Source organism: Mycobacterium sp. SMC-18 (assembly GCF_045310895.1).
Lineage (GTDB): Bacteria > Actinomycetota > Actinomycetes > Mycobacteriales > Mycobacteriaceae > Mycobacterium.
In genome coordinates this window covers 159843-185022 of sequence record NZ_JBJIAL010000011.1, presented here as the reverse complement: position 1 = coordinate 185022, position 25180 = coordinate 159843, and the positions used below count along the sequence as shown (strand labels likewise).

Below are 25180 nucleotides of genomic sequence, written 5' to 3'. Positions count from 1 at the left end.
CACACCCAGCCAACCAGACACCCCAATCACAGGCCGACAGCAGCTGACCGTTCTACACCCTCAATCATGAAGAGCCATTAATGTGCGCCTACTACTGATACCAAACGTTCCGTGCATCAACGTCATACTCCACGTTCCTTCTCCGGGTCTTCAGAAGGCCGCAATGCGGTGTCGCCAGCCAGCATCGCAAACACTGGCAGGCTATACACGCTCTCTCTTCAAGCCGGGATATCCATATTCGAAAGCGGTATCAAGGCATCGCGTCGCTCGATAGCTCGAAGCACGTCACCCGTCGCGAAAGGCAATCCGCGTGCGCGAGAAGTTAGTCTTTGGCCATCCGGTCACAAGAGCTTCGAGCACTATCCGCCCGCGACAGATACCTTGGCCCCATGGATGTGCGCGCGATCGGCAAGGGCCTGGGCAGTCTGGACCGTGAGGTCTTCGAAGCAGTAGCCGAGTCGCCGAGCCCACTCCTGGACTCCACGATGCCCCGCCTGACCAGGGCGGCTGACCATTCCAAGCTGTGGTTCGCCATCGCGGCCGGTATGGGCGCGGTCGGCAGCGCATCGGCCAGGCGCGGCGCCACGCGCGGCGTCGTCAGCCTCGCGGTGACCAGCCTGGTGACCAACCAGGTGGCCAAGCGCATCTGGCGGCGGCCGCGACCGGACCACAGCCGGATACCGCTCCCGCGCCGCAGCCGACGCATGCCGACGTCACACTCGATGCCGTCCGGGCACTCCGCAAGCGCCGCCGCCTTCGCCGTGGGTGTCGGCCTCGAGTCTGCGCCGGCCGGTTTTCCGTTGGCCCTGCTGGCGGGCCTGGTCGGGCTGTCGCGGGTCGCCACCGGGGCGCACTATCCGGGTGACGTGTTCGCCGGGTTCGGCATCGGCGCCGCGATCGCGGTGCTGGGTGCCCGCATCGTCCCGACCATCCCCGCCACCGCGCTGCCGACGTCGGATCCATTGCGGTTCCGCACCGAGCCCCGGCCGGAAGGCGAGGGTGTGGCACTGGTGATCAACCCGCGTTCCGGTGACGGGACGGGCAAGCGGATCCTCGAAGAGGCCCGAAAAGCGCTGCCACGTATGGAGATCATCGAGGTCGGTGAAGACGACGACATCAAGACGGTGTTGCGGCAGACGGCCGAACGCACCCACGTGCTCGCGGTCGGTGGCGGCGACGGCACCGTCGCCTGCGCTGCCGGTGTCGCCGTCGAGGCAGGCGTCCCGCTCGCGGTGTTCCCCGGCGGCACGTTCAACCACTTCGCCAAGGACATCGGTTGCGACTCGGTGGCCCGGACGGTCGAGGCGATCACCAAAGGCTCTGCGGCGTATGTCGATCTGGTGTGCCTCAATGAGGAACGCATGGTGATCAACACCGCCAGCATCGGCGCATACCCGAACTACGTGCGGATGCGCGAGAAGCTCGAACGCCGGATGGGCAAGCAATTGGCGGGGCTCTGCGCGCTGTATCTGACCATGCGCCGGGAAGCTCCGGTGCGAATCAGCTACGACGACAAGACACTTGAGACCGAGCTCTTCTTTCTGGGCAACTCGACGTACTTCCCGTCCGGGTTCGCCCCGTCGGTGCGGCCGCGTCTCGACGACGGCCTGATCGATGTGCGGATCCTGGAAACCGGGCGACGCTTCAGCCGGCTCCGCATCGCGATGGCCGTCGCGACGGGTCGGCTGGTCCGCAGCCCGCTGTACCACGAGTTGCAGGTGCCGGAGTTCCGCTTCACCTCTATCGACGGCCCGACCACGGTCGCCCATGACGGCGAGGTCGGCGAGGCGCTCAGCGAGGCCAGCTTCAGCGTGAAGTACCGCGCGCTGCCGGTGTTTCGTCCGCTGCCCTAGGGTCGCATCTCGTAGGCCCCGTCGTAGGCCGCCACCTGTTCCCAGACCCGATCGAAACGACCCACATCGGCGACGGGCTTGCGGATGGCAGACAACGCCCACTCCTGTTGCGCCACCGTCGAACTCGGCTTGCCGTGCAACGCAACCGCATACGACGAGAAGTCGCGGATCTGGAAGTCGAAGATCTGATCCAGCAGGTCGTGGTCGAGGCCGGTCAGTTCGGCCTGCTCCAGGATCAGCTGCCCGTAGACGACCAGCGTGAACAGGTGCCCGACGACCAGGACGAAGTCGAGGTCGCGCTGTTGGTCGGCATCGGGTGCCGCGGTCAGCAGCAGGTCCTTGAACGCCTGCACCTGCTCGTAGAAGCGGGCCACATTCGGGACCTCGAGGTGCCGCTCGTAGACCGGCGCCCAATCCGCGAACTGCACCTTCGACGCGCCGCGCGCGGGTCCCTGTGCCCAGAAGAAGACGTCGTCGGCAGCGTCGTCGCGGGTACCGATCTCCGGATAGCTCGCCGGGTTGAACATGTAGTTCGGCATGAACTTCAGGATCTGCGCGACGTTCACGTGCACCGTGCCCTCGAGCCGGGGCAGGGCGCCGATCAGGCGGTTGACCTCGTTGAAATAGGTGTTCTTCTCGAATCCCTTGGCGGCCAGCACATCCCACAGCAGGGTGATGACCCGCTCGCCCTCGGACGTGACCTTCGACTTGGTGACGGGGTTGAACAGCAGGTACCGGCGATCCTCGATGCCGGCACTGCGGAAGTAGTCGATGGCGCGATCGCTGAACAGCTTCATCGCGATCAGCCGGGCGTAGACGTCGACGAATGACGCACGCACATGCGGGAAGTCGGTGACGGGGTTGCCGTAGAGGATGCGGTTGTTGGCGTGCGTGATCGCCTCGTAGAACGCGTGCTCGCACATCCCGATCGAGCCACTGCACAGGTTGAACTTGCCGACGTTGACGGTGTTGAGCGCCGCCGAGAACGCCTCCGGCCCGGTGCACAGGATGTCCTCCTCGTGCACGGGATAGTCGTTGAGACGGAACGTGCTGACGAACATCTGGCCGTGCACGACGTTGTCGATCAGTTCGTAGTTCTCATGGCTACTGTCCGCGACGAACCACACGTAGCCCTCGGGCCCGTCGACGTCGGTGCGGCGCGAGAACACCGACACCATGCCCGCCACGTTGCCATTGCCGATGTAGTACTTCTCGCCCGACGCCCGGAACACCACGCCCTCGTCGGACGTCGGCGTCAGCAGCATGTCGGTGTTGTAGATGTCGGCGCCGTGCTCGCGTTCGGACAACGCGAATGCCATGACACCGCCGGCCTCGAGTTGGGCGGCGGCCCGTTCCTTGGCCTTGATGTTGTCGCTCTGCCAGATGGGGCCGAGGCCGAGAATGGTGACCTGCTCCGCGTACCAGTACGCGAGCCCGTAGAACCCCAGGATCTCGCTCAGCACGGCATTGCGTGAGGTGTCCCAGCGCTTATTCGGGTCACCGTCGGCGAACTCGGACGGCGTGAGGAACGTCGCGAAAACGCGCTCCCTCTTGATGAATTCGAGAAAGTCGGCGACCCACGTTGCATCCAGGTCGTCGCGCAGCAAGCGCACTTTGCCGCGATCCTCGAACCACTCGATCAACGCCCGCAGCTGACGCCGCGTCTCAGGATCGAGGTGCTGAGGGTCGAAGTCGTTCGGGTTGAGCAGCAGGCCACGAGAGTTCGGCATGGGCACCTTCTTCGGTCCGGATTTGGCACGAATCTAGCGCTCGGAAGCCCGCAGGACGGCGGATTGCGCGTACTCATCCGAGCGCCACACCGAGCTCCTCTGCGAACACTCTGATCATGTGCTGTACACCAATCTCGTTGCGGCCGATGATCATGTGGTCGTGCTGGCCACGTCTGACGCCTTCCCCACACTGGGGCAACATGGCGAAGTCCTCGTCGACGACTGCAGCGTGGACGTTGTCGTACACCTGGTCGTAGACCGCGCGCATCTCGTCGTCGGTGGCCGGCACCCGCCCCATCCAGCTGTGCCGCACCGAGCATCGCGTTGGTTCGCCGGCCGGCAGGATGTCGATGATCTCCACGCCGATCGGGCTGTTCGCCAGGATGAGGTTGGGATAGATCCAGTAGATGACGCCCATGTTCTGGTGTGGGTCCCACGATCCGGTCGGATCGTCGGCAAGATTGGCGACCCAGTTGAAGGGAAAGCCGATGCGATGGTGCTTGCCATACTCGTCGTAAACCCCGGTGTTGGGCAGGGTGTTCTGTCCAATCACGCTCTCGCCGTGAACAAACGGGAAGTGATACCCCTCGGCGAACGCTTCCAGTGCGCCCTTCCACGACACCTGGGACTGGAACTCTTTCTCCGTGTGATAGCCATACGAGGCATAGCTCATCAGCTCCAGTTCCGGCCCGATCGGCCCGAGATGGCCATCGACGTCGATGTCGGCGCCGGCCGTCAGCACGGCCCAGATGAAGCCGTGCCGCTCCTGGCTCGGCAGCTCGACCAGCCCATAGTCGGCCTTGTTCATCGAATCGAACCCCGTCTTCCCGGGAACGGTGAACAGTTCGCCGGTGTTCTTGTAGCTCCACGCGTGATACGGACAGGTGAACCGGGCGGCGTTACCGGCCCCGCAGGCCGGCTTCGCGCCGCGGTGACGGCAGTAGTTGAGGAACACGTGACTGGCGCCGTCACGATCGCGGGTCACCAGCAGCGAATCACCCAACACCGAGCGCACGACGTAGTCGTTGACATGGGGAATCTGGGCCGACGGCACGATCGCAAGAGGCACGCGGCGCAGCACCTGCGACTCCTCGATCTCCGTGATCTTCGGATCGCGGTAGTAGTGCAACGGCACCCGCAGCTCACGGTCGGCCATATCGGTCGTCTTGTCGACCGCGTGACGCAAGGCGCGCCTGGTCAGTTCCTCGTCCTGATTGCTGACCGGTCCTTCGGCGATCGCCGTCATGGCTGACCTCATTTCACGTTCGGGATTCCTCGGACCATACATTAGATGTCATATGTATGGTCAAGAGTCGGTGGCGTTCGCCGAACGGCAGCGGGATGGAAGTATGCGGTGATGCGCAGACACGGCTGGTCTGGTGACATCCCCGTCGACGACGAGGAGGCGGTTCGCCGCATTGTCAGCGCGGCGCGCTCATCGATCGACGTGCGAGGCTCGGTGACCGTGTCCGATGTGGCCACTGAACTCGGGATCACCCGGCAGACCGTGTATCGCTACTTCCCCACCCTCGACGCACTGATGGCCGGCACCGCGTTATCAGCAGTCGTAGACTTTCTCGACCGTTTGGCCGACGACCTGCAATCGATCACCGATCCCTCCGAGGCCGTGATCGAAGGCATCGCCTACACGTTGGAACAACTGCCCAACGATCGCTATCTGAGCTTGGTCATGCACCCCGGCAGGGCGAGTGCCTTCGCCGCCGGCGTCACCTCAGAAACGTCGATCTCGTTCGGTCGATCAATCCTCGAGCGTTTCCAGGTCGATTGGCGCGCAGCCGGTTTCAGTGGCCGGCAACTCGACGAGCTCGTCGAGTTCATGCTCCGCACACTGCAGTCGTTCATCCTGGATCCCGGCGGCCCGGAGCGGCACGGCCAAGAGTTGCGAGCCTTTCTCCGGCGCTGGGTCGCGCCGGCAGTCCGGATCCATCACGACGCAGCCACCCACACAGCTCCGTAGCCGAGGACTCCGTGCCGTCCCGCCATCTGAAACTCGCTCGCCCCTGGCCTCTCCGCCGTGCAAGCATGCCCACATGGCCAAGCAGTTCCCGGAGATAAACGACCGGTTCCGCACGTTCATCGCCGCGCAGAGCATGTACTTCGTGGCGACGGCGGCGCGCGACGGCCGGGTGAACCTCTCGCCGAAGGGTTTGGACTCGCTCCGCGTCCTCGGGCCACATCGGGTGGCCTGGCTGAACCTGACCGGCAGCGGCAATGAGACGTCGGCGCATCTGCTCGACAACCCGCGGATGACGTTGATGTTCTGCTCGTTCGATCGCGAGCCGATGATCCTGCGCCTGTACGGCACCGCCCGCGAGGTCGCACCCGGCGACGCGGACTGGGACGAGCTCTACAGCCAGTTCCCGCCCCACATCAGTTCTCGTCAGATCTATGACGTGAGCGTGGATATCGTCCAGACCTCATGCGGCTTCGGCGTGCCCCTCATGTCGGTCGAGTCCGAGCGCGTCCTGCTCGACACCTGGGCCGAGAAGAAGGGGCCCGAGGGCGTCGCCGAATACTGGCAGCAGAAGAACCTGTCGAGCATCGACGGGGCACCGACGAAGCTGGGGTTGGGCTGATTCAGCCCGCGCAGGCGTCGGGGGCATCGACCCGCAACGGCACATCGACGGGCACCGTATAGGTGACGACGACTTCGGCGGCCCCGGCGCTGTCGTTGGCAACCCGGTGCGGCACTCCGGCGGGAATGAAAACCGCTTGGCCACTGCCGAATTCGGTCCCCGCGCAGTCGTCGGCGGTTTGCAGTACGACACCACCGGTGTTGATCGCCGAATACTCGGTCCCGGGGTGGGTGTGCCAGCCACTGCTCGCGCCCGGGGCCAGTTTCAATCCCTGCACGATCAGCGTCGATGGCGCTCCACCGGTGACGATCTCGACCGGGACCGCAGTGTCGCCGCGCGCCAGGTCGGTCCGCACGACGTCACCCTCGGGCGGCGTCGCCGCCGCGACGGGCGCCGACAACATCGCCAAGCCGAGTGCGGCGCAGGCATTCCCAATGCGCAACTTTGTCATTCACCCACTGTGCGCGATGCCGGAGAACCGCGTGCCGATTTCCGCTAAGCGACCATGACATCGACCGACAGCCGATCCCCGAGGGCGTAGACAGTCGGCCAGTCCTGACTCTGGGCAGCCGATTCCAGCGCATCGATCAGCGGGCTCTCCACACCCAGTTCGGCCAGCCACGACGACACGGTGGCGGCGATCTGCTCCCCGGGCACCTCTTCGGCACGCCGGCCGTGCAGACGATCGACCACCACGAAGGTCGGCGCGACGGGGCGCCGGCGGCGGAAGTCGATGATGCTCATATCAATTGAACGAATCGGCCGTCAAAAAGGTTCACGCGGCCGGGCGCGCCTAACGTGGCAACCATGGCTCGTTCAATGCGCGACCGCATGCTCGCTGGTGACCTGTACCTCGCCGATGACCCCGAACTGATCCGCGAATCGAGGCGCGCGCAGCAGCTCACCCACCGCATCAACACGCTCGATCCCACCGACACCGAGGAACGAAATCGGCTCCTTCACGAGCTCCTGGGCACTTTTGGCGACGGCAGTGAGATCCGCCCGCCGCTGCAGTGCGACTACGGCTACCAAACCACCATCGGCGCCCGCACTTTCGCCAATTTCGGCCTCATCCTGCTCGACGTCGCACGCATCAGCATCGGGGACGACGTCCAGATCGGACCCAACGTGCAACTGCTGACGGCCACCCATCCGCTGGAGCCGGGACCCCGCCGAGACAAGTGGGAAGCGGCCGAGCCGATCACGATCGGCGACAACGTGTGGCTGGGCGGCGGCGTCATCGTGTGCCCCGGCGTCACCATCGGCGCGGACACCGTGGTGGGTGCCGGTTCGGTCGTCACGCGCGATCTGCCGCCGCGCGTGCTCGCCGTCGGCACCCCGGCTCGAGTGATCCGCGCGCTCTAGGAGACACGATTCGAAGCCAAACTAACCAATTGGCCTCGCAGCCAATTGACCGTCGTGTAAATATGATCGGCGTGACTGAAGATGCCGATGCGGCACAGGCTCGAGCGCTGCGCGCGGAGCTGCGCAGGCATGCGTGGGACCTCGCATCCCGACTGTCGAGGGTTGAGTCGCTGCCCGATGCGACGGCATGGTCGGAGCGGGCGCGGTCCATGCGGCGGCGCGCCCGAGACCTGCGACGCGACCTCGATGAGGCCAGGTTCCTGATCGATCAATTGCACGCCAGGTTCCCGAGCATCGACGCGGCGGGCACATCGGCCGACGCGCCAAGTTATTGAGAACCCTCATTGACAATTGCTCCCCAGATGGTTAACAGTGCTAAGCGTCTCCGATGAAAGGCGCACCCATGAGCACGCAGGACCAGCTCAATGAGCTCGGCTATTACGCCGTCACCCGGCACCCCGCAGACGCCCGGGTGGTGCTGCCCGAGGCTCGGGACGCCGAAGCGCTCGGGTTGGGCTCGTGCCACATCGGTGAGCGCTTCACGGTGAAGGATGCCGGGGTGCTCAGCGGCGCGGTGGCAGGTGCCAGCACGACGTTGGGCATCGCGCCGTCGACCAATCACCACACGCGGCACCCCACCGTCACCGCGACGATCGGGTCGACGATGCATGCACTGACCGAGGGCCGGTTCGCCATGGCATTCGGCCGCGGCATGGGGCCCTACTGGCAGGCGATCGGACTGCCGGTGGTCACCGAGGCGCGGCTGCGCGACTTCTTCGGCATCCTGCGCCGGCTCTGGGCCGGCGAGATGATTCTCAATCACGAGGGCCCGGCCGGGAAGTGGCCCATGCTGCGCCACGTCAACGGCCTGGCGGACGGTCCGCCGATCGGCCTGGTCGCGGTCGGCCCGAAGACCATGGAGCTCGCCGGTGAGATCGCTGATTTCGTTGTGCTGCATACGTTCTTCTCCGACGCGGCGACCGAGAAGTCGGTCGCCGCGGTACGCCGCGGCGCCGAGAAGGCGGGCCGCGACCCCGACAGCGTCCGCATCTGGGCCTGCCTGGCGACGGTGCCCGACGCGTTGTCCGAGGACGACCAGATCCGGCGTGGCGTCGGCCGGCTCGCGACCTACCTGCAGGCGTATCCCGATGTCCTGGTGTCGGCCAACGGCTGGGATCGGGCGACGTGGGATCGCATCCGGCAGTCCGACCTGTTCACCGATGCCGCGACCGCCGGACCCATCGATGCCAGCGCGTCGTTCGAGACGCTGCAGCGGATCGCCGAGCTGATCCCCACCGAATGGCTGGACGCGGTCGCCAAGGGCTCGCCGCAGGACTGCGCGGAAACCATTGCCCGCCAGTATGGTTTGGGCGTGCACTCGGTGATCATGCACGGCGCCAGCCCGCATGAACTGGCGCCCGTGGTCGAGGCCTACCGCGCCGACCGGCCGACACTGCGCCGGGCCGTCGCGGCGAACCCGGGCCGATTTGTCTGAGCCCGCGGCCCGGGACTCCCCGCAGGCAGCCCTTGCGCAGGCACAGTGGCAGGCCGTCGTCACGGAGTCGGGTGCCGGCACCAAGTTGAACAAGCGCGGCCTGGAAACCCGGGCACGCCTGCTCGACGTCGCCATCCGCTGTCTGGCCGACAGCGGTGGCGAGCCGGTGTCGGCGAACCGTATCGCCAAGGATGCGGGCGTCACCTGGGGCACGGTGCAGCATCAGTTCGCTGACCTGGACGGGCTCTGGGTCGCGGTGATCACCGAAATCCACTCCCGGAGTTGGTCTTCCGGTCCGGACACGCCACGCAGCGGCACGCTTCGGGAACGGGTGGAAGGGGCCATCGAATCGGTCTGGCGTTACCTGGACACCACCGAGGGCCGTGCGCTGACTGCACTGCGCACGTCACTGCCGGCGCGACGTTCCGACGTCGCCGCCGAATATCCGCGCACGGCAGCAGCTTTCGCGGCCCGCGAACTCGACTGGATTCAGGGTTTCGATTATCTGATGGACGGGCTCGACGTCGACCCGGACCAGTTGCACCGGGTACGGTGCCTGCTTCCCGCTGCGATCCGCGGTCTCAGCAACGAACGGCAGATCGGTTTCACCTCGGACCTCGACGTCGCCCGCGCGGCGCTGACCGACGCCGTCGTCGCGTTGTTGACCCAGCCCCGGCCGTAGTCACTCAACGAGATCGGCGGTTGCGGGCCCGAACATGTACAGGTGATCGAGTACCGGTGCCGGGTCGCCGGACCACGCCATGGCCGCCATCTGGCTGCGGCTGCGTCGACCGGTACGCCAGCGAACAGCTTCGAATCGCGTGGTCTTCAGATCGACCGCCGGCCCGACGTCCGGACCGCACCGGTACTCACCGTCCTCGACGATGACCCGCACCGGCACGGGCGTGACCAGCATGCGCAGCAGTTGATCGGAAACACGCTGCAACGCAGCCGAATCCCGCGCACCTGGCCGGCCGAGCGCGTCACGGATGTCGTGCTCGTGAACGACGATGTCACCGAGTGGCGGCGCGATGCCTTCCCGCGCGAGCCGCGGTAGGTGCGCAGCGGCTTCGCCCCACGCGTTCAGGATGTCGTTCAGGCCACGCCCGTCGAACCGGGCCACCTGCGCGGCCGTCTGCGCGTCGGTGGGCGGGGCGGACCGACGTCCGGCGGCCCAGTCCTGCGCGACGCCGGCCAGATGCGCCAGCACATCCCGCACCGACCAGCCCGGGCAGGCGGCGACCGCAGTATCGACGGAAACATCTGGCGCACTGACCAACTCGACGACGCGGTCCATGGTCTGCTGGTAGAGATCCGCGAGATGGGCTTCATCGCTCACAGGAGGCGCACCCTTCCGTGCGGGGCGGACGGGGATCGTCGGGCTTGCTGGGATCGGGGTCGCCGAACCATCGCGAGGGTTGATGCTCGCCGTAGGTGTCATGCCAGTCCCACCATTCGTAGGGCGGGTCCTGCGGGTATCCGGGCGGCGAGTCCTCCCAGGTCTCCTGCCGGCCGAGCGCCGTCATGTCGAGATAGCTCCACGAGGTGCCGAGTGCTTCGTCGCCGCGGTTGTTGATGAAGTAGGTGCGGTAGATGACGTCACCGTCGCGGATGAAGGCGTTGGTGCCGTGCCACTCGTGTACGCCGAAGTCGACGTCGAAGTCGTCGGTGATGGTGTACCAGGGCATCTTCCAGCCCATCCGGGCCGTCATCCGCGCGATGTCGGGCTGCGGCGCGCGTGAGGCGAACGCCAGCGTCGTGTCGCGCGCGTTCAGGTGGGCCACATGGCCGACGTTGTCGGCGATCATCGAACAACCCCGGCAGGCGTGCTCGGGCCAGCCCTGTACGCCCTCCTCGAAGAACGCCCGGTAGATCACGAGTTGCCTTCGCCCACTGAACAAGTCGGCCAGGCTGAGCTCGCCGTCCGGACCGACGAAGGTGTAGTCCTTGGTGACCGGCGTCCACGGCATGCGGCGGCGCATCGCCGCCAACTGGTCACGCTGGCGGGTCCATTCCTTCTCGGCGACGAGCATCTTCTCCAGCGCGGCGTCCCATTCGGCCGCGGACACGATGTCGGGTTTCTGCACGGCGTCCCTCCTCTACAGATTCATTAAACAAACTTGTTGAACGTCACCGTTCCAGGAGAGCACGATCCGCCGCTATAGTCAACAAGATGGTTGAAGATCAGCTGCTGGACCGCGCCTACGCCGCCCTGGCAGATCCGACGCGCCGCCGGCTATTGGAGACGCTGCGGCAAGGCGATGCGCGCATCACCGACCTGGCCGCCCCGCTGCCGATGACGTTCGCCGGCGTCTCCCGGCATATCGGCGTGCTGGAATCGGCGGGCCTGGTACAACGCGATGTCCGCGGCCGCGAACGCTGGGTGTCCCTGCGCCCCGAGGGATTGACCATGGCGCAGCAGTGGATCAACGAACAATCCAACTTCTGGTCGGTGCGGGCGGATGCCCTCGCAGACCGCTTGCGACGCAAAGGAAATGGTCAATGACAGAACCCGTCACCGTGCGCGTGCAGCGCGTCATGCCGGCAGTCCCCGACGTGGTGTTCGGCGAGTGGCTCGATGTCGAGTCGTTGATGGACTGGATGTGCCCACGCCCGTCCCGGTGCGTCGCCATCACCGTCGAACCCCATGTCGGCGGCAAGCTGCGGTTCGACGTCGACCACGACGCCACCGGCACCATCGTCCTGATCATCGGCCACTTCCTGGAGATCGACCGTCCGCGACTGCTTCGTTTCACGTGGAGCAATTCGAACTGGCCCGACCCGACGATGGCCAGCGTCGTCAACGTCACCTTCGAACCCCACGGCGAGGGCGAGACGCTGATGAAGATCGAGCACTCTCTGTTGCCCTCGCACGAGTACGACAACTTCCACAACGGCTGGGCGCGCACCGCCGAACAGTTGGAGTCGGTACTCACCCGTCGCTGAGCGTCGATGATGGCCAGAACCGTGCTCGCCGCAGTAGCGGTGGTTGTGGTCGCGTGGGTTCTGGAAGGCGCGGCTGTGATCGCCGGCGCAGCGGTCGGGTTGCCGGCATCGGCAGCGATCGCCGTAGGGGTGGCGGCCGTGATCGGTACCGCCTGGGTCGGCACCCGGCTCGTCGGCGTCTTGGGCCGGCGCGGTACGACGATCATCGCGCTCAGCCTGGCAACACTGGCCGCCAGCGGCCTGTATCTGATGCCGAGGCCGCTGCCGTCTCGGGTCGCCGACGGGCTCCACCTGCGAGATGGTGCGGTGATGCCGGTGCGGATTCATGAGCGACCCGGCGACCTGCCACCGCTGGTGGCCGTGCACGGCGGCCCCGGGGTGCCGTTCAGCCAGGCCGAAGAAACCGCGATACTCCGCGCCGTGCCGGACCGCACCGTCATCTTCTACGACCAGATCGGCGCGGGTGACGCGTCGCGTCTCGAACGCCCCACCGGGTACTCGACCGCCCGCGCGGTGGCCGACCTCTCCGAGTTGCTCGATGAGTTCCGCCTGGCACGGGTCGTGCTGCTCGGGTACTCCGCCGGCTCCGGTGTGATCGAGACGTTCGCCTCCGAGCAACCCGACCGGGTCGAGGGGCTGGTGTTGCTGTCACCCGGTTCGTTGCCAGTTCTGGGCCGCGCGGCGCCGATCCCGCAGCCACAGGCGCGTCTGTCAACCACGCAAACCCTGCGCCTGTACGCCAGCGCGCTCACGCCACGAAACTTGTTCATGTACCTGCTGACGCTCACCGATCCCGACACCGCACACGTATTCGGCGACGACCCCGAGATGGACGCGCGCTTCGCGACACTCAATGACCTCGCCGCCGGCGGACTCACCTGTTCCGGCGAACCGCCGCCGTCCCCTTCTTCCACACCCGGCCACTACCTGCACGAGCAATTGCAACGCGAGCCCGGCACCGGGCTCACCCCTGACGCGTTGCGACGTCTGCAGTCGATACCGGTCTTGCTGTTGCGTGGCGTCTGCGACTACATCCCGCGCAGCGAGGCCGAGTACACCGCAGCCCACCTGTCCCGCACGCGAATCGTCGACATCGCCGGCGCCGGCCACGCCCTGCTCACCGAACAGCCTGACACGGTGCAGCGCGAACTCGGCGACTTCCTCGACGGGCTGACGCGCGGCGGCGAGGGTCACTAGGGGGACAAGCCCCGCAACGCCGTCGCAGCCAGCCGCCGGGCGTGTTCCTCGGTCAGCGTGTAGTGCCCGGTCATGCGGCGAAAGATCAAGGGCCTGCACAGCACGATGCGACGGCGGACTTCCGCGGGTTATTCCGTGGACCGGCGCACTGCTACCGTCGCCCCGTGGATCTGACGGACTCGTACACCCGCGTGCTGCCGCCGCACATCCGCGACCGGTACGAGTTCATCGAAACCCGCAACGCCGCCGCGATCCTCGCCGCCACCAACCCGCAGCGGTTCGACGAGCTCCTCACCGCCCTGCACGAATTCCAGCTCCGTACCGACGATCTCGTCCAGCCCGGCGGCCAGGAGACCGAACTCGCCGCCCGCCTCAACACCGCCTTCCGCAACAAGGGCTGGCGTGAGGCACGCGTGGACACCCGAATCCGCTTGGAACTGCGCAAGATGCCGCACAAGCCGGCGGGCGAGATGCACCCCACGCTGGAAGACACCGAGGTCTTCAACGAGGGCTACAAGGTCGACAACTTCGTCGACCGGCTGGCCCTCGATGTGGAGTGGAATGCCAAGGACGGCAACCTCGATCGCGACCTGAGCGCGTACCGGGCGCTGTATGACGCGGCGCTGATCGACGTCGCCGTCATCATCACCCGCACGCAGACCGACCTGCGCACGCTCGGCTACCGCCTGGGCATCGAGGCCGGCATGGACGACGAGCGCGCCCGCCGCATCCTGGCCACCACGACCACCACCAACACCGAGAAGCTGCGGCCCCGCATGCAGCGCGGCGACAGCGGCGGCTGCCCGCTGCTGGCCGTCGCGATCTGCGCCCGCACCTGGGCCGACCACGCCCCGGTTCGAGACGACCGGCAACCCGCAGACGACATCGGCCTCTGGGAAGCCTGACCTGTCGGTGCCATCGCCTACGATTTCGTGAAGATCTTCTCCGTTCGAAAAGATCTAATTCGAAGGTAGGAGTGACAACGTGGCGAAACGCAGCGATCAGGCCGGCGCCGAGTCGAAGGCCGCCCCCCTGCGCGATATCGCCGCGCCGCCGCCGCTGCCCACCATCGATGGCGGCTGGAAGACCGTATTGGCCGATCCGCCTTGGCGTTTCACCAATCGAACCGGCAAGGTGGCACCGGAGCACCGGCGCCTTGACCGGTACTCCACGCTCGATCTCGAGGCCATCTGCGACATCCCGGTGTCCACCGTCGCCGCGCGTGACTCGCACCTGTACCTGTGGGTGCCCAACGCGCTGCTGCCCGAGGGGCTGCGCGTCATGGAGGCGTGGGGCTACCGCTACGTCTCCAACGTCATCTGGGCCAAGCGGCGCAAGGACGGCGGGCCCGACGGCCGCGGTGTCGGCTTCTATTTCCGCAACGTCACCGAGATCATCCTGTTCGGCGTGCGCGGCAGCATGCGCACGCTGCCGCACGCCCGCAGCCAGGTCAACATGATCGAGACCCGCAAGCGGGAGCATTCCCGCAAGCCCGACGAGCAGTACGGATTCATCGAGGCCTGCTCGCCCGGCCCGTATCTGGAGCTGTTTGCCCGGCATCCGCAGCCGGGTTGGACGGCGTGGGGCGACGAGTCCGCCGCCGATGTCACGCCGCGCGGCCAGGTCCACAAGGGTTACGCCGGGGGCGCCATCGACGTGCCGCCGGTGACCAAGCACGTCCGGCTGGACCCGACGACGGCCGAACGCATCGGCAAGGAACTGCGCATCCGCTACGAGAACGGCGAGAGCATCCGCCAGCTCGCCGAGGAGACCGGCTACGGAATCACCCGCGTACGCGGACTGCTGGAGCGGGCCGGCACCACGTTCCGCGGTCGCGGCCCCCAATGAGAATGGGCCCCGCCGAAGCGGGGCCCATCGACAGTTGTCGGAGGTTTACCAGACGCGCACGTAGTCGACGAGCATCTCGGCCGGGTAGCTGCCACCCTTGGGGTCGCCGCCACCGGAACCGGACACCGCCAGGTTCAGAACCGGGAACACCGAGTAGCCGGGCAGGTTGAACGGCCAGTCGTCCAGAGAGTTCGCCGGCACGTAGAAGTACGGCTGCATGCCTTCGGTGTAGTCCTGCCAGAACGACATACCGGCGTCGTTCCAGGTGACGCGCCAGGTGTGCCAGCCACCGTCGATCGGGTGCGGGTGCGTGTCGAACGACGTGCCGTCCGACCGGGCGTGCACCGTGGTGCCCGACGGCCATTCACCGTTGCCGTACCACTCGGCCAGGTCGATCTCGCCGCCGACGACGGGGTGGTCGTTGGACAGCCACCAGGCCGGCCAGCAGCCGTTGGTCAGGCAGTTGAACTTGATCCGGGCTTCCCAGGTGGTGTTGATGCCACCCCAGAAGGTGCCGAAGACCTTGCCGCTGGTGTATTTCCCGTTGGCATCGCGCGTGGCGCGGATGACGAGGTTGCCCTTGCCGTCGAGGAAGACGTGCTCACGGTCGTCGCGGTACTGACCCATGTTCTCCGGGCGGTCCCAGAACACCGGGTTCTTGATGGTCTCGCGCCGCGGCGAGATGTTCCACTTGGCCGGGTCGGGCCGCGACCCGGCGGGGCCGTCGAACTCATCGTGGAAGATGTACGTGGGCGTTTGCGCGGCAGGCTGCGGGGCCAGCGGCGCAGTGGGCGAACTGCCCGGTTGGGGATCCGCCAGAGCGGCGGGGGACGGCATCGCGGCGGCGGCCAGCAGGCCGAGCCCCGACGCGCGCATCATGTTTCGACGATCCATTTCCGGCACAAGGGGATATACAAGCCGCTCAGACAGACTTGGCGCAACTTACGACACGCTTGAAATCACCTGTCAGAGCGGCATTCTCGTCACGGGCACGCGAGCGCGAACCAGCAGTCAGCAAAACGTACGCTTGTCCAAATCTCTACGCCAGCCAGCGAATCCCTACCCGAGCATCGAGAACAGCAATACCGAACGCGCAGGTGTGCAGACAGCCGCGTATTCCGCACCATCGAGAAACCGAAACCGTCCAGCAATACCGGTTCAGGTTCAGCGGTCGGAGTTCTGGCCCTCCCAGACCTGGCCCGCTTCGCCGGCCGCTGCCGCCTCAGCCGCGGCTGCGGCGGACGCCGACGAAGCAGCCGCTGCGGCCGATGCCGACGCCGAGGCGTAAGCCTGCGAACCCGCCGGGCTACCCAGCGAGTTACCGGGGCTACCCGCAGTGGCGAACGCCGCCTCACAGTTCAGCGACAGCAAAACCTGACTGCTGCTCGAACCACCGCTGTTCGCCGGCGCTGCCACCGTGCGGGCCACCTGATTGGTCACAACGCAGTTCGGCCACTGCAGCTGGTCGCCCACCGTCGTCGAGACCAGCGGCTTGAATCCAGCACTGGACAGCGCCGACCGCGCGTCACTGAACTTCTGGCCGACCACATTGGGCGCAGAACCGGCGGACGCCACACCACTACACATCAAGGCCACAGCACCCAGCGAAGTTGCCGCAGCAACACCCCATGCAGTCTTCATGGGGCCCTATCCTGCCTTAACTCCCGGCGCTGCGCTCATCGTTGAAGCAGTTGATGCCGCCGGAGACCAGGTTTGGGTGGCCCCGTTGTTGAATTCGGGGACTTCCGGGCTGTTGAAAACGGTGTTGGTCGGGGCGTGGTCGGAGCCGGCGACGGCGCCTCCATCGGTCACTCCAGCGGAGATCGCACCCAGAGTGCCCAGCGCAACCATGGCCGCAGCGGCCGCCAACCCGACGCGTGTTCTTGTCGAATTCATAGAACAAGATTGCCGCATTTGTGGTATGCGAGCAAGTAAATTTCCTGTTCACACTGACGTTCCGACGCCTGCGTCAATAGTCAATACGGGATTCAAATCAGCGAGATCCGATGCAATTCCGCCTATCAATAGGGGTATTGCTGCGGATACTGCTGCGGGTACTGCCCGTACGGGTACTGCTGCTGTCCCGGGTAGTACGGATTGGCCGGCGGCTGGGATTCGACCGGTTGGTCCGGGCCTTTGGGGACCTGAATCGGGATCGGCACCGGCACGAACGGCAGCCGGATGTAGCTCGTCGTCATGGTCGGCGTCGTCGAGGTCGGCGTCTCCGACGTAGGCGGTGGTGGTGGCGGAGGCGGCGGCTCGCTCGTGGTGGCGGTGGTGGTCGCCGGCGGTGGAGTCGTCGTCTGCGCGTGCGTCGTGGTGGTGTGCGTCGGCGCCGGCGCGTGGGTGACCGGCGGTTGGTACGTCGGGCTGGGCTGCGGGGGTGGCGGTGCGGGGACCTCGTTGGTGACGGTGACAGTGCTGGGCGGCGCCGGTTCGGCCGGCGGCGCCGGCGGTGGCGTCGGAGATTCGCTCAGTGACGGCGGCGGGGTGGTCGGCGGCGCGACGGGCTTGCGGTCACCGGTCAGCGCGATCGTCACGCCGCCCACGGCCGCGATCGCGGCGAAGATCGCGACGCCGAACACCACCAGCGGGAGCCGTTGCCAGGCCTTGGACGGCTCGGTGGCCACCGCGGCGGCCGGCGGCACATACTGCGCGATGGCGCGAGTGGTCGTGGTGTCACCGAAGACGTCGTCGCCGGTGTAGGGCAGCAGGTCACCGCCGCCGTCGGAGTCCTCGGACCAGGCCAGGGACGGCCCGGTGGTTTTGACCACCCGGGCTGCCGCGGTGTCGGTGAGCACGTCGAGTTCGGGGATGGCCGCGGGCGCGGTGGCAGGCCCGCCGTCGACGGCCGCGGTCGGTGCGGTGCCCAGCAATGCGGCCGGCGCCATGCCGGTCTTGGCGTCGGCGTCGGCGCCGTACACCGCGAACAGTGCCGCACCCACCGCGGCATCGAGCGCCGGCTGCGGGGTCGTGACGAGAATGCCCGCGGCGCCACGCGCCTCGAGATGTGCGGCGAGCCGCGTACTGATCACCGGGATCCGCGCGCCACCACCGACCGCAACCAGCGAGCTGACGGACCGCCACGCAATGTTGTTGCGCTGCAACAGCTCATCGAGCTCCGCCAGCACCCCGGTCAGCGGTTCGTCGAGCAGTTCGGCCAACTCGGCGCGGGTGACCTCGACATCGCCCTGGTGGCCCGGAATGTCCACCGGCACCGTCGCCGTCTCGGCCTCCGACAGTGCTTCCTTTGCCGCACAGCAGGATTCACGGAGTTTCTCCAGTGAACTCACAGCCGCAGTGCCTGCGGTGTCCACTCCCCCGGCACCACCGACGCGGTCGAGCACGTGCGCCAGCAGCGCCTGGTCGACGGCCTCCCCGGAGAATTCGGTGTACCGAACGGTCTCGACGGGCTCGAACGACGTGTCCGCGGCAGCCAGCGTGATGCTGGTGCCACCACCGCCGAAATCGAGGAGCGCTGCGGTGCCGGTGGCGGGCAGACCCGGATTGGCGTGCAGTGCGGTCAGTGCCGCGACCGCGTCGGACACCAGCCGCGCCGGAACCCCGTTGGGCGCCAGGCTGGGATTGGATCGCATCACGGTCCGCATCGCCCGCAGCGTCGCGGTATCCCAATGCGCCGGAACGGATATCGCCAGCTGTCCTGTCGGCGGCTCGCCGCCCGCGGCCTCGATCAGGGCGTCCAACGCCTCGGCCACCAACTGGTCGGCGTGATACGCCGTGCCGTCGGGCGCCACCATCGGCACCGGGTCGCCGACGCGTTCAACGAAGCCGGTGAGTGTCACGCCGTCGTCGAGGGCATCCGCGGCCAACCCGATCTGGGGCGCGCGGTCACGGTACAGGCGCAGCACCGCGCGCCGCACCATGGGCGGTTCACCGACGCGCGCTGCGACCAGGTTGGTCGTCCCGATCGACAACCCCAGCTGGTGGCTCATAACCCCACCACCCTAACGTGCGAACGCGTCGTCGCAGCTCGGGACACGTGCGAACGGCGTTCTCGCAGATTGCTTTTCGTCCGCTGTGCCCGCCCTGTGGACGAAACCTGCCGAGCCTGTGCGCCCGGTGTGCCGCAACGCCCGACAGGGGCGGCATCGATGAGATCCACAGCCACGACCGCACCCACGACGCGGCGATGCCGCTCAAGCTGAAACTCGGTGCTGCCCTTCATATCTGATTACTTGGCAACGGCGATCAGCGCTCCCGGTTGCAGCCATCGCATGATCTTCACCAGGGTGCCCTCGTCGATCGCCACACATCCGGCCGTCGGGCCGTCACCGATGTGGACGAAGAACGCGCCACCGTTGCCGGGCGTCCGTTGCGGGTTCACGCCCATGACCACGGCGTATTTGTAGGGTGCGATGTCGAGGTTCTCGGTGCCACTCGCGGGATCGGTGTCGAAGCGGCACTGCGCCTTCTTGCACACCTGCATGGTGTTGTAGGTGGGGCTCTTCATGTCGCCGTCCCACCAGTGATCAGGTGTGGTCTGGACGTATTGCAGACCCGTGCCGGGATTGGCGGCGGTGCCGAACGCGAACGGCAGCGTGAAGATGCCCATCGGGGTCTGCAGGTTGCCGTCGTGGCTCTGCGGGACCATGCCCCGGGAGCCGACGTGCGCCGGGATCCCGACCGCGACGGCGTCCCACCCTGCGGGCCCTCGCTGATACACGTCCATCTTGGCCGACGAACCACCAACGCCCACAACCGAAATCACCTGCGTGGCCGATCCCACCGAGTTGGCGAACCACGGAGTGACCACCGCGTTGCCGACGGGCGCCAGTGCCACCGCCAGCGCGGCAGCACACAGCAAAGCGAACAGTCGGCGCACCCGTCCATGGTCGAGAACCGCCCTCTGGAAGGTCAAGCCAGGGCGGGTCAAGGTTTGGGCACGATAGGGCTTCGGCTTTGAGACCCGGCCGACGCAAGCACTGGCGCGAGCAAGGGCACGCAGATCAGGAACCACAGCGCACCCAGCAACCACCCTGCGAGGACGTCGGTCGGGTTGTGCACGTTGAGCACCACCCGGCTCGCCCCGACGGTCACGACGATGACGGCACAGAGCACCTCGATCAGCCGCTGCCGCGCCACCCCCCACAGCCGGAACACCGCACACAGCCCCAGCGCACCGGCCATGGTGCCCAGCGCGTGCCCCGAGGGGAACGACCACGACGGTTCGTGTGCCAGCGCCGTCAGCGGCCGCGCCCGTTGGGCGATGTCCTTGGCGATCTCGGTGACCAGACCGGTCGCGGCGATGCCGATCAAGAGGAAGAGCGCGGTGCGGCGCTGTCGCCGTGCGAGCGCGACGAACGCGATCACCACCGCAATGATCCGGAAGGTCCAGGGTCCGAAGACGAAGGAGAACCACTGCCAGCCGACCACCCAGCCGGGATGTGCCGCACCGTACCGGTGCAAGGGCGCGAGCAGCGACGTGTCGAAAGCCGTCACCCAGGGCCATTGCGCTGCCCAGCCCACCCACAGCAGGGCGTAACCGATCACGGCCGCGGCCCCGATCAGCCAGCGGTTGCGGTTCGTCACCGGTCTCCTTCCGGGATGCGCTCGCGCGCTGGAAATTCGCTACCGCCCGGAACATAACTGTCACGGGCACGAAACAAACTGACCATAGCTTCGCTAACCATGACCCAAGACCTCAGCCAGGAGCCGCTGTCGCCTGCCGCTGTACCGGACGTCGATCAGGACCGGTTGACCGCGACACGCGAAACCTTGGAGGACTACACCCTCCGCTTTGCGCCGCGCAGTTACCGGAAATGGTCGACGCGCGTGGTCGGCATCTCGGCACTGGGCGGTATCGCCTACCTGGCCGACTTCGCGATCGGCGCCAACATCGGCATCTCGTACGGCACCACCAACGCACTGGCGGGCATCGCGATCTTCGCGGTCGTCATCCTGCTGACCGGGTTCCCGGTGGCCTACTACTCGGCCCGCTACAACATCGACCTCGATCTGGTGACGCGCGGCAGTGGCTTCGGCTACTACGGCTCGGTGGTCACGAACGTCATCTTCGCGACGTTCACCTTCATCTTCTTCGCGCTGGAGGGGTCGATCATGGCCCAGGGCCTCAAATTGGGCCTGGGCCTGCCGTTGTGGCTCGGCTATGCGGTGTCGACACTGATCATCTTCCCGCTGGTCATCTACGGCATGAAGGTGCTCTCGACGCTGCAGGTCTGGACCACCCCGCTGTGGCTGATCCTGATGGTCGCGCCGTTCGTCTACCTGCTGATCAGCCACCCCGAATCGGTCGGGCAGTTCTTCGCCTACCAGGGCAAGGACCACATCCAGGGCTTCGACATGGGCTCAACGCTGCTGGCCGCCGGCGTGTGTCTGTCACTGATCGCGCAGATCGCCGAGCAGAACGACTACCTGCGGTTCATGCCGCCGAAGACCCCGGAGAACAAGCGCTCCTGGTGGACCTGGATGTTCCTGGCCGGCCCGGGCTGGGTGTTCTTCGGCGCCATCAAGCAGGTCGTCGGCCTGTTCCTCGCCGTCTACCTGATCGCCAATGTCGCCGACAGCGCGGGCATCGCCAACCAGCCGGTGCACCAGTTCCTGTCGATCTACGAAAACTTCCTGCCGGGCTGGCTCGCCATGACCCTGGCCGTGGTGCTCGTGGTGATCAGCCAGATCAAGATCAACGTCACCAACGCCTACTCGGGCTCGCTGGCGTGGACCAACTCCTACACCCGCATCACCAACCACTACCCCGGCCGCCTGGTGTTCCTCGGCGTGAACCTGCTGATCGCGCTGATCCTGATGGAAGCCAACATGTTCGACTTCCTCAGCACCATCCTCGGCTTCTACGCCAACTGCGGCATGGCCTGGGTTGTGGTGGTGGCCAGCGACATCGTCTTCAACAAGTACCTGCTGAAGCTGTCGCCCAAGGAGCCCGAGTTCCGTCGCGGCATGCTGTACGCCTTCAATCCGGTGGGCTTCGGCTCGATGCTGATCGCGGCGGGCCTGTCGGTGGTGGCGTTCTTCGGTGGACTCGGCTCGGCGCTGACCCCCTACTCGCCGCTGGTGGCGATCGGGCTCGGTGTGGTGCTGCCGCCGATCATCGCCATCGCCACCAAGGGCAAGTACTACCTGCGCCGCACCGACGACGGCATCGACCTGCCGATGTACGACGAGCACGGCAACCCGTCCGACGCGCACCTGCTGTGCCAGAAGTGCCACCACGAGTACGAGCGGCCCGACATGCTGGCCTCGGCCGAGGGCGGCTACATCTGCTCGCTGTGCCTGGCCACGGACAAGACCGGAGAGCACGTCCTGCCCGCGCAGAACTGACGGCCGTCACCACCGACGCGGCGCCGAGTGTGAGACAACACGTCCACGCTCGGCGCCGTTTCTCGTGGGGCATTCACCCCCGGGGCCTACGCTGAAGGCATGGCTGTACTGCTGCGCAAGCTGCTCGGCATCGGCAACCTGCCCGATGACATCCGTGAGCAGCTCCAGGCCGAGGGGCTGCTGCACGTGGCCGAGTTCATCCCGGTGACGTTCCGGTTCTCCGGCCACGTCCCCGGCAAGGTCGCCAAGAGCACCCTCCGCAGCCTGGTGGGCGCATTGGTGATCACCGAGAAGCGGCTGCTCGGCACGCTGTCGTCGGTGCCGAAGAAGGGCGCCAAGACCGTCAACCACCTGTGGGACGCGCCCGCCGGCACCATGGTCCGTGCCGAGCTGGACGAGTCCGGTCTGCTGCTGGACGCCCCCGATCTCTCCGCGGTCGACCCGAGTTTCGAGGGTTCGATGTCGCTGCGCTACAAGACGCCGCTACCCGCCGACCTGCTGGCCGCGCTGCCGGCCCGGGCATTCACATTCGACGTGCCCAACAAATACGTGTACCTGGCCTGTGGGATGCCGCCCACCACCTGAATCAGCCGGCGCGTAGCGTCGGGCCGATGACGATCCGGTACGACGACGCACTGCGCGAGCAGATCGGGACGCACCTGGCCGGCCACCGCCGGCGGGTGGTCGACGACCCCACCAAGCGCCACGCCGCGGTGGCCATCGTGCTGGTGGACTCCGAGCGCGGTGAGGACCGGATCGACCCCGCCCCGGTCGACGAATGGATCGGTGGCCGGCCGCTGCCCGACCAGAATCTGGACGGCCGCATGGTCGACGTCGCCGGCGGCGCGGCGTTCCTGTTGTGCCGCAGGACGTCCCGGCTGAACTCGCATTCCGCGCAGTGGGCGCTGCCCGGCGGGCGCCTCGATCCCGGCGAGACGGTCGTGGACGCCGCACTGCGCGAGCTGCACGAAGAGGTCGGCATCAAGCTGGCGGAGGAATCCGTGCTGGGGCTGCTCGACGACTACGCGACGCGCTCCGGATACGTCATCACGCCCGTGGTGGTGTGGGGCGGCGGCCGGCTGGACCCGCAGCCGTCACCCGACGAGGTGCTGGCCGTGTACCGCGTCGGGCTGCACCAGTTGCAGCGGCCGGACTCGCCGCGGTTCATCTCGATTCCCGAGAGCGACCGTCCGGTGGTCCAGATTCCGCTGGGCAACGACCTCATCCACGCGCCCACGGGCGCGGTCCTGCTGCAGATGCGCTGGCTCGGGCTGGAAGGCCGGCCGGACCCGGTCGACGAGCTGGAGCAGCCGGTGTTCGCGTGGCGATGAGGCGGGCACGAATCATGCCGCACGAAACCGTTGAACAGTAAAGCAATTCGCGGTTTCATGGCTGATTTCGTGACCATGATCGCCAGGAGGTAGCCGACCCATGCCCCACACGCCGGGCCAGAACGTGCTGTTCGTGCACTGGCACGACCTCGGGCGCTACCTCGGGGCGTACGGTCACCACGACGTCAGCAGCCCGCGGCTGGACCAACTGGCCGCCGAAGGCATCCGCTTCACCCGGGCCCACGCCACCGCCCCGCTGTGTTCACCGTCGCGCGGTTCGATCTTCACCGGGCGCTACCCGCAGAGCAACGGGCTCGTCGGGCTCGCGCACCACGGGTGGGAGTACTACGCGGGCGTCCAGACGCTACCCCAACTGCTGTCCGAATCCGGTTGGCACACAGCACTGTTCGGAATGCAACACGAGACGTCGTTCCCGTCCCGGCTGGGGTTCGACGAGTTCGACGTGTCGAACTCGTTCTGCGAGTACGTCGTCGAACGGGCGGTGCAATGGCTCGAGGAACCACCACAGAAGCCGTTCCTGCTCACCACCGGGTTCTTCGAGACGCACCGGCCGTACCCGCGGGAACGCTACGAACCCGCGGCCAGCGACACCGTCAGCGTCCCGGACTACCTGCCCGACACCGACAGTGTGCGGGACGACCTGGCGGAGTTCTACGGGTCCATCGCCGTCGCCGACGCGGCGGTGGGGCAGCTGCTCGACGCACTCGAGGCCGGCGGACTGGATCGCAACACGTGGGTGGTGTTCCTCACCGATCACGGTCCGGCGCTGCCGCGGGCCAAGTCGACGCTGTACGACGCCGGGACCGGCATCGCCGTGATCGTGCGGCCACCGCGCGATACCGGCATCGAGCCACGGGTTTACGACGAACTGTTCAGCGGGGTGGATCTGCTGCCGACGCTGCTGGACCTGCTCGGGGTACCCGTTCCGGCCGCCGTCGAGGGGCTGTCGCATGCGGAGGCGCTGACCGGGGCCGGGACTCAGCCCGTGGTGCGCGAGGAGGTCTACACCGCCAAGACCTATCACGACTCGTTCGACCCCATTCGCGCAGTGCGAACAAAAGACTTCAGTTACATCGAGAACTATGCCTCGCGCCCGTTGCTGGACCTGCCGTGGGACATCGCCGACAGTCCGCCGGGCCGCGCGGTGCAGTCGGCCATCGGCGACCCGCGCCCCGCCCGCGAACTGTACGACCTGCACGCCGACCCCACCGAGCGGCACAATCTGCTCCTCGACGTGCAGCCCGAATATCACGCGGTGGCAGCGCAATTGGCCCTCAAGCTCAACACGTGGCGACAGCAGACGGGCGATGTCATACCCTCGGATTTCACCGGGACACAGATCTCGGACCGCTACACCGGGACGTATCTGAGCATCCACGGGCGCCCCGCGCGGAGCCGCTCGGCGGCGGCCTCCGACCGCGGAATCAACGCGGATTCGACGTCGCAAGACTAATACTCAGTGTGCGAAAAATCCCCTTCTGCA

The 25180-nt window shown here is 66.8% G+C and carries 27 protein-coding genes; 16 read left to right on the top strand and 11 right to left on the bottom strand.

Going from position 1 to position 25180, the window contains the following annotated elements; all coding sequences use genetic code 11:
- Positions 1 to 389: 389 nt before the first annotated feature.
- Complete coding sequence (locus ACJH6J_RS12745) at positions 390 to 1853, top strand: bifunctional phosphatase PAP2/diacylglycerol kinase family protein (protein ID WP_406804025.1); 1464 nt, start codon at positions 390 to 392, stop codon at positions 1851 to 1853.
- Here the strand turns inward: ACJH6J_RS12745 and ACJH6J_RS12740 are convergent.
- Both ACJH6J_RS12740 and ACJH6J_RS12735 read right to left on the bottom strand, forming a co-directional pair.
- Positions 1850 to 3583: an acyl-CoA dehydrogenase family protein gene (locus tag ACJH6J_RS12740; RefSeq protein ID WP_406804024.1), complete on the bottom strand. Its 1734-nt coding sequence runs from the start codon at positions 3581 to 3583 to the stop codon at positions 1850 to 1852. The genes ACJH6J_RS12745 and ACJH6J_RS12740 overlap by 4 nt on opposite strands.
- Before the next feature lie 73 nt (positions 3584 to 3656).
- The gene (locus ACJH6J_RS12735) at positions 3657 to 4829 is read right to left on the bottom strand and encodes an SRPBCC family protein (protein ID WP_406804023.1); all 1173 of its coding nucleotides are present in this window, start codon (positions 4827 to 4829) and stop codon (positions 3657 to 3659) included.
- A 111-nt stretch (positions 4830 to 4940) separates the two neighbouring features.
- On the opposite strand from ACJH6J_RS12735, the gene ACJH6J_RS12730 reads away from it, so the two are divergent.
- Together ACJH6J_RS12730 and ACJH6J_RS12725 are read left to right on the top strand one after the other, a co-directional pair.
- Positions 4941 to 5561 carry a TetR/AcrR family transcriptional regulator gene (locus ACJH6J_RS12730; protein WP_138247763.1) on the top strand — a complete coding sequence of 207 codons (621 nt, stop codon included), beginning with the start codon at positions 4941 to 4943 and terminating at the stop codon, positions 5559 to 5561.
- 73 nt (positions 5562 to 5634) lie between these two features.
- Positions 5635 to 6180 (top strand): pyridoxamine 5'-phosphate oxidase family protein, encoded by a 546-nt coding sequence (locus ACJH6J_RS12725; protein ID WP_138247762.1) that lies wholly within the window; start codon positions 5635 to 5637, stop codon positions 6178 to 6180.
- A gap of 1 nt (position 6181) precedes the next feature.
- Here the strand turns inward: ACJH6J_RS12725 and ACJH6J_RS12720 are convergent, their stop codons facing one another.
- Both ACJH6J_RS12720 and ACJH6J_RS12715 read right to left on the bottom strand, forming a co-directional pair.
- On the bottom strand, positions 6182 to 6631 hold the full coding sequence (locus tag ACJH6J_RS12720) for a cupin domain-containing protein (protein ID WP_138247761.1): 450 nt from the start codon (positions 6629 to 6631) through the stop codon (positions 6182 to 6184).
- 44 nt (positions 6632 to 6675) lie between these two features.
- Positions 6676 to 6924 (bottom strand): hypothetical protein, encoded by a 249-nt coding sequence (locus ACJH6J_RS12715; protein ID WP_138247760.1) that lies wholly within the window; start codon positions 6922 to 6924, stop codon positions 6676 to 6678.
- A 63-nt stretch (positions 6925 to 6987) separates the two neighbouring features.
- Between ACJH6J_RS12715 and ACJH6J_RS12710 the strand changes: the two genes are divergently transcribed.
- From ACJH6J_RS12710 to ACJH6J_RS12695, 4 genes are all read left to right on the top strand, one after another.
- Positions 6988 to 7545: a sugar O-acetyltransferase gene (locus ACJH6J_RS12710; protein WP_138247759.1), complete on the top strand. Its 558-nt coding sequence runs from the start codon at positions 6988 to 6990 to the stop codon at positions 7543 to 7545.
- A 71-nt stretch (positions 7546 to 7616) separates the two neighbouring features.
- Positions 7617 to 7880: a hypothetical protein gene (locus ACJH6J_RS12705; RefSeq protein WP_138247758.1), complete on the top strand. Its 264-nt coding sequence runs from the start codon at positions 7617 to 7619 to the stop codon at positions 7878 to 7880.
- 68 nt (positions 7881 to 7948) lie between these two features.
- A complete protein-coding gene (locus ACJH6J_RS12700; protein WP_138247757.1) occupies positions 7949 to 9040 on the top strand; it encodes a TIGR03857 family LLM class F420-dependent oxidoreductase in 1092 nt (363 codons plus the stop codon).
- Entirely contained in the window at positions 9033 to 9722 is a 690-nt protein-coding gene (locus ACJH6J_RS12695; protein WP_138247756.1) for a TetR/AcrR family transcriptional regulator, read from the top strand. The genes ACJH6J_RS12700 and ACJH6J_RS12695 overlap by 8 nt, the downstream gene beginning before the upstream one ends.
- On the opposite strand, the gene ACJH6J_RS12690 is transcribed toward ACJH6J_RS12695, so the two are convergent.
- Entirely contained in the window at positions 9723 to 10379 is a 657-nt protein-coding gene (locus tag ACJH6J_RS12690; RefSeq protein WP_406804022.1) for a maleylpyruvate isomerase family mycothiol-dependent enzyme, read from the bottom strand.
- Positions 10369 to 11127: a DUF899 domain-containing protein gene (locus ACJH6J_RS12685; RefSeq protein WP_212808056.1), complete on the bottom strand. Its 759-nt coding sequence runs from the start codon at positions 11125 to 11127 to the stop codon at positions 10369 to 10371. Before ACJH6J_RS12685 ends, ACJH6J_RS12690 begins: the two co-directional genes overlap by 11 nt.
- A gap of 86 nt (positions 11128 to 11213) precedes the next feature.
- Between ACJH6J_RS12685 and ACJH6J_RS12680 the strand changes: the two genes are divergently transcribed.
- The 5 genes from ACJH6J_RS12680 to ACJH6J_RS12660 all read left to right on the top strand — a co-directional run bounded on the left by ACJH6J_RS12680 (position 11214) and on the right by ACJH6J_RS12660 (position 15031).
- Entirely contained in the window at positions 11214 to 11546 is a 333-nt protein-coding gene (locus ACJH6J_RS12680; RefSeq protein ID WP_212808055.1) for a helix-turn-helix transcriptional regulator, read from the top strand.
- Complete coding sequence (locus ACJH6J_RS12675; protein ID WP_212808054.1) at positions 11543 to 11986, top strand: SRPBCC domain-containing protein; 444 nt, start codon at positions 11543 to 11545, stop codon at positions 11984 to 11986. The genes ACJH6J_RS12680 and ACJH6J_RS12675 overlap by 4 nt, the downstream gene beginning before the upstream one ends.
- A gap of 6 nt (positions 11987 to 11992) precedes the next feature.
- Positions 11993 to 13183 (top strand): alpha/beta fold hydrolase, encoded by a 1191-nt coding sequence (locus ACJH6J_RS12670; RefSeq protein ID WP_212808053.1) that lies wholly within the window; start codon positions 11993 to 11995, stop codon positions 13181 to 13183.
- 164 nt (positions 13184 to 13347) lie between these two features.
- On the top strand, positions 13348 to 14088 hold the full coding sequence (locus tag ACJH6J_RS12665; RefSeq protein ID WP_212808052.1) for a BglII/BstYI family type II restriction endonuclease: 741 nt from the start codon (positions 13348 to 13350) through the stop codon (positions 14086 to 14088).
- Between the two features lie 79 nt (positions 14089 to 14167).
- A complete protein-coding gene (locus ACJH6J_RS12660; RefSeq protein WP_212808051.1) occupies positions 14168 to 15031 on the top strand; it encodes an MT-A70 family methyltransferase in 864 nt (287 codons plus the stop codon).
- Between the two features lie 45 nt (positions 15032 to 15076).
- Here ACJH6J_RS12660 and ACJH6J_RS12655 read toward each other — a convergent pair whose 3' ends face one another.
- From ACJH6J_RS12655 to ACJH6J_RS12635, 5 genes are all read right to left on the bottom strand, one after another.
- On the bottom strand, positions 15077 to 15925 hold the full coding sequence (locus ACJH6J_RS12655; RefSeq protein ID WP_212808050.1) for a family 16 glycosylhydrolase: 849 nt from the start codon (positions 15923 to 15925) through the stop codon (positions 15077 to 15079).
- Between the two features lie 270 nt (positions 15926 to 16195).
- Positions 16196 to 16672 carry a PASTA domain-containing protein gene (locus ACJH6J_RS12650; RefSeq protein WP_244872704.1) on the bottom strand — a complete coding sequence of 159 codons (477 nt, stop codon included), beginning with the start codon at positions 16670 to 16672 and terminating at the stop codon, positions 16196 to 16198.
- 380 nt (positions 16673 to 17052) lie between these two features.
- Complete coding sequence (locus tag ACJH6J_RS12645) at positions 17053 to 18984, bottom strand: Hsp70 family protein (RefSeq protein WP_212808049.1); 1932 nt, start codon at positions 18982 to 18984, stop codon at positions 17053 to 17055.
- A 239-nt stretch (positions 18985 to 19223) separates the two neighbouring features.
- Complete coding sequence (locus tag ACJH6J_RS12640) at positions 19224 to 19874, bottom strand: L,D-transpeptidase (RefSeq protein WP_212808048.1); 651 nt, start codon at positions 19872 to 19874, stop codon at positions 19224 to 19226.
- A 47-nt stretch (positions 19875 to 19921) separates the two neighbouring features.
- On the bottom strand, positions 19922 to 20581 hold the full coding sequence (locus ACJH6J_RS12635; RefSeq protein WP_212808047.1) for a phosphatase PAP2 family protein: 660 nt from the start codon (positions 20579 to 20581) through the stop codon (positions 19922 to 19924).
- A gap of 99 nt (positions 20582 to 20680) precedes the next feature.
- Between ACJH6J_RS12635 and ACJH6J_RS12630 the strand changes: the two genes are divergently transcribed.
- The 4 genes from ACJH6J_RS12630 to ACJH6J_RS12615 all read left to right on the top strand — a co-directional run bounded on the left by ACJH6J_RS12630 (position 20681) and on the right by ACJH6J_RS12615 (position 25150).
- Complete coding sequence (locus ACJH6J_RS12630; protein ID WP_212808046.1) at positions 20681 to 22345, top strand: cytosine permease; 1665 nt, start codon at positions 20681 to 20683, stop codon at positions 22343 to 22345.
- A 99-nt stretch (positions 22346 to 22444) separates the two neighbouring features.
- A complete protein-coding gene (locus ACJH6J_RS12625) occupies positions 22445 to 22930 on the top strand; it encodes a hypothetical protein (RefSeq protein ID WP_212808045.1) in 486 nt (161 codons plus the stop codon).
- A 26-nt stretch (positions 22931 to 22956) separates the two neighbouring features.
- The gene (locus ACJH6J_RS12620; RefSeq protein WP_212808044.1) at positions 22957 to 23676 is read left to right on the top strand and encodes a CoA pyrophosphatase; all 720 of its coding nucleotides are present in this window, start codon (positions 22957 to 22959) and stop codon (positions 23674 to 23676) included.
- 100 nt (positions 23677 to 23776) lie between these two features.
- On the top strand, positions 23777 to 25150 hold the full coding sequence (locus ACJH6J_RS12615) for a sulfatase (RefSeq protein WP_406804021.1): 1374 nt from the start codon (positions 23777 to 23779) through the stop codon (positions 25148 to 25150).
- Positions 25151 to 25180: the final 30 nt, after the last annotated feature.

Excerpts from the sequence above, each read along its gene's own strand:
- ACJH6J_RS12745 (WP_406804025.1), top strand. The coding sequence starts at position 390 with ATGGATGTGCGCGCGATCGGCAAGGGCCTGGGCAGTCTGGACCGTGAG.
- ACJH6J_RS12740 (WP_406804024.1), bottom strand. The coding sequence starts at position 3,583 with ATGCCGAACTCTCGTGGCCTGCTGCTCAACCCGAACGACTTCGACCCT.
- ACJH6J_RS12735 (WP_406804023.1), bottom strand. The coding sequence starts at position 4,829 with ATGACGGCGATCGCCGAAGGACCGGTCAGCAATCAGGACGAGGAACTG.
- ACJH6J_RS12730 (WP_138247763.1), top strand. The coding sequence starts at position 4,941 with ATGCGCAGACACGGCTGGTCTGGTGACATCCCCGTCGACGACGAGGAG.
- ACJH6J_RS12725 (WP_138247762.1), top strand. The coding sequence starts at position 5,635 with ATGGCCAAGCAGTTCCCGGAGATAAACGACCGGTTCCGCACGTTCATC.
- ACJH6J_RS12720 (WP_138247761.1), bottom strand. The coding sequence starts at position 6,631 with ATGACAAAGTTGCGCATTGGGAATGCCTGCGCCGCACTCGGCTTGGCG.
- ACJH6J_RS12715 (WP_138247760.1), bottom strand. The coding sequence starts at position 6,924 with ATGAGCATCATCGACTTCCGCCGCCGGCGCCCCGTCGCGCCGACCTTC.
- ACJH6J_RS12710 (WP_138247759.1), top strand. The coding sequence starts at position 6,988 with ATGGCTCGTTCAATGCGCGACCGCATGCTCGCTGGTGACCTGTACCTC.
- ACJH6J_RS12700 (WP_138247757.1), top strand. The coding sequence starts at position 7,949 with ATGAGCACGCAGGACCAGCTCAATGAGCTCGGCTATTACGCCGTCACC.
- ACJH6J_RS12680 (WP_212808055.1), top strand. The coding sequence starts at position 11,214 with ATGGTTGAAGATCAGCTGCTGGACCGCGCCTACGCCGCCCTGGCAGAT.
- ACJH6J_RS12675 (WP_212808054.1), top strand. The coding sequence starts at position 11,543 with ATGACAGAACCCGTCACCGTGCGCGTGCAGCGCGTCATGCCGGCAGTC.
- ACJH6J_RS12670 (WP_212808053.1), top strand. The coding sequence starts at position 11,993 with ATGATGGCCAGAACCGTGCTCGCCGCAGTAGCGGTGGTTGTGGTCGCG.
- ACJH6J_RS12655 (WP_212808050.1), bottom strand. The coding sequence starts at position 15,925 with ATGGATCGTCGAAACATGATGCGCGCGTCGGGGCTCGGCCTGCTGGCC.
- ACJH6J_RS12650 (WP_244872704.1), bottom strand. The coding sequence starts at position 16,672 with ATGAAGACTGCATGGGGTGTTGCTGCGGCAACTTCGCTGGGTGCTGTG.
- ACJH6J_RS12645 (WP_212808049.1), bottom strand. The coding sequence starts at position 18,984 with ATGAGCCACCAGCTGGGGTTGTCGATCGGGACGACCAACCTGGTCGCA.
- ACJH6J_RS12630 (WP_212808046.1), top strand. The coding sequence starts at position 20,681 with ATGACCCAAGACCTCAGCCAGGAGCCGCTGTCGCCTGCCGCTGTACCG.
- ACJH6J_RS12625 (WP_212808045.1), top strand. The coding sequence starts at position 22,445 with ATGGCTGTACTGCTGCGCAAGCTGCTCGGCATCGGCAACCTGCCCGAT.
- ACJH6J_RS12620 (WP_212808044.1), top strand. The coding sequence starts at position 22,957 with ATGACGATCCGGTACGACGACGCACTGCGCGAGCAGATCGGGACGCAC.
- ACJH6J_RS12615 (WP_406804021.1), top strand. The coding sequence starts at position 23,777 with ATGCCCCACACGCCGGGCCAGAACGTGCTGTTCGTGCACTGGCACGAC.